2 protein-coding genes are annotated in these 2,301 nt (G+C 43.0%); both read left to right on the forward strand.

Annotated features, from left to right (window positions below; translation table 11 throughout):
- Nucleotides 1-354 precede the first annotated feature (354 nt).
- Nucleotides 355-978: an IS607 family transposase gene (locus ACE1CC_RS12060; protein WP_413270679.1), complete on the forward strand. Its 624-nt coding sequence runs from the start codon at nucleotides 355-357 to the stop codon at nucleotides 976-978.
- A gap of 30 nt (nucleotides 979-1,008) precedes the next feature.
- The gene (locus tag ACE1CC_RS12065) at nucleotides 1,009-2,235 is read left to right on the forward strand and encodes an RNA-guided endonuclease InsQ/TnpB family protein (protein ID WP_413270680.1); all 1,227 of its coding nucleotides are present in this window, start codon (nucleotides 1,009-1,011) and stop codon (nucleotides 2,233-2,235) included.
- Nucleotides 2,236-2,301 lie beyond the last annotated feature (66 nt).

Raw genomic sequence — 2,301 nt, forward strand, 5'->3', positions numbered from 1 at the left:
ACTAAAGGGGACGAGTAAAAGACTACAAGCAGTCCCAAACGCTCTGCGAGCAATGGGATAGAGGGTGTAGTAGTTCACCCAGTTAGGGTAACACCTACAAAATAAGACCTGAGATATTTGTCTATGGTTTTATGAACTATACTCACAGCATCTCTTCTCGGCATTATGCTGGCAAAATCTCGTCCTCCAGAGGTGAGCAGAGGAGCAGGGGAGCAGAGGAGCAGAGGAGCGGAGGAGCAGAGGGGCAGGGAAGCGGAGGAGCAAAGGGGCAGGGGGACAGGGGAGCAGAGGAGCTTGACTAAATCGGCAAATTATTAACTAAACTTACTTATAGTTGCCTATTATGAGTAAGTTATGTGGAAGGTTTCAGAATTTGGAGATTTGGTTGGAGTTTCGGCATCGACACTTCGTAGATGGGAGCAGGAAGGCAAGCTAATCCCGGAACGCACACTAGGAAAGCAACGAGTCTACAATGAAACCCACTTAGCGGCAGCCAGAAGCCTTAAAACGGGGAAATATCCCCACAAAGTTCTGATTTATTGTCGAGTCTCATCCAACAACCAAAAAGATGACTTGCAAAGCCAAGTTAAGGCAATGGAGCAATTCTGCTTGGCTCAAGGTGTCTCTGTGACGGAGACAATTCAGGAAATTGGGGGAGGCTTAAATTTTAAGCGACCAAAATTCCTGCAAGTCATTAAGTGGGCAATACAAGGCGAGGTAAATTTGTTATACGTAGCTCACAAAGACAGATTGTGCCGCTTTGGTTTTGAGCTTGTCGAACAGTTAGTGCAATGGGGTGGAGGCTCAATAATTGTGGCTAACGCCGAAACCCTTTCCCCGCCAGAAGAATTGACTCAAGATCTCCTGTCTATAATCCATTGCTTCAGTTCCCGCCTTTATGGATTACGCAAATACAAAGCTAAAGTGAAGAAAATTGTAGACGGGGTTGATCCTTGCTCTGATTCCAGATATACTTGACTAAGTAAATAAGTATAAATAGGTTTGGCAATGTACGCAATCAAAAGAGAGTTGCAGCTAAATAATAAAGAAACCTCTTTAATGCGTGGCATTGCTGGCTTTCGGAGATTTGTCTACAACTTTGGGCTAGAGATGTTAGTCGCCAGTTGGAGTTTTGAGGGTGTTAATCTCAGGGACTCCAAAAGGATTGATATTATCAAGCAAGTCTTCACCCAAGTAATTATGAAGATGCCTGAATATGCGTGGACGAAGCAATACCCGTCTACTGTGTATCAATCAGCTTTTATCGATCTGAAAAAGGCATTTAAGAGATGGCGACAAGGATTAAGTGGTTTCCCTAAGAAGAAAACCAAAAAGAAAGGTGATTCGTTTACAGTTTACAAAACGTCTGGTATTTATCCAGAAAAAGGTAAACCACCAATCCCTTTTACTAACCGAGTAGTCATCAAAGCAGATAAAAGAATTCAACTTCCCGGATTAAGGGAATTTAGACTCAAGGAAAAGATAGGTTTTACTTGCAGTTCGCAAACCTTTACTGTTACTCGGACTGCGGATAAATGGTTTGTTTCCTTTGCTCTGGATGCCCAGAAAGTTCCGACTATTTATCACCCAATTGAACGAGTTGGAGTTGACTTAGGGGTGAAAACTTTGGCAACCGTTAGTAATGGAACTTGTTACGCCATGCCAGTTTCTATTAAAAGGGCAAAAACCAAGCTCAGTAAACTGCAATGGTGCAATCGTAACAAGGTTTTGGGTAGCAAGAAATTAGGAGTTAAGGCATCCAAAAACGCCAAGTATTATTATGTTGAATTAGCAAGGCATCATGCAAGGATTGGCAATATTCGTCGCGACACGGTTCATAAAATGACAACCGATTTGAGTCGTAGCGCTTACTGCATTCGGATTGAGGATTTGAACGTCTCAGGGATGATGGCGAACCGCAAACTTGCTACGGCGGTTAGTGATAATTGCTTCTATGAAGTGCGTCGTCAATTGGTTTATAAACAAAACCACTATGGAACCAAAGTTGAGCTAGTTGACCGATGGTTTCCTTCATCCAAGACCTGTTCTTGCTGTGGTCACATTCAGGAAATGAAACTCTCAGATAGAGTGTTTAATTGCCAGAAATGTGACAGCGTAATAGACAGAGACTTAAACGCCTCAATTAACCTGGAAAATGCCCCACCTGAAAAAGTAAGGTCGGCTCGACCTGAACTTAACGCCTGTGGACAAGTTGGTGCCGACACCCTTGGTTGAAGCAGGAAGAAAACACCACATCAAATTAACAAGTTTAGTTAGGTTTGGATAGGTTTTTCAGAGCAG

The organism is Floridaenema aerugineum BLCC-F46 (assembly GCF_041929345.1).
GTDB lineage: Bacteria > Cyanobacteriota > Cyanobacteriia > Cyanobacteriales > Aerosakkonemataceae > Floridanema > Floridanema aerugineum.

Coding starts and splice junctions, on each gene's coding strand:
- ACE1CC_RS12060 (WP_413270679.1), top strand. CDS start 355: ATGTGGAAGGTTTCAGAATTTGGAGATTTGGTTGGAGTTTCGGCATCG.
- ACE1CC_RS12065 (WP_413270680.1), top strand. CDS start 1,009: ATGTACGCAATCAAAAGAGAGTTGCAGCTAAATAATAAAGAAACCTCT.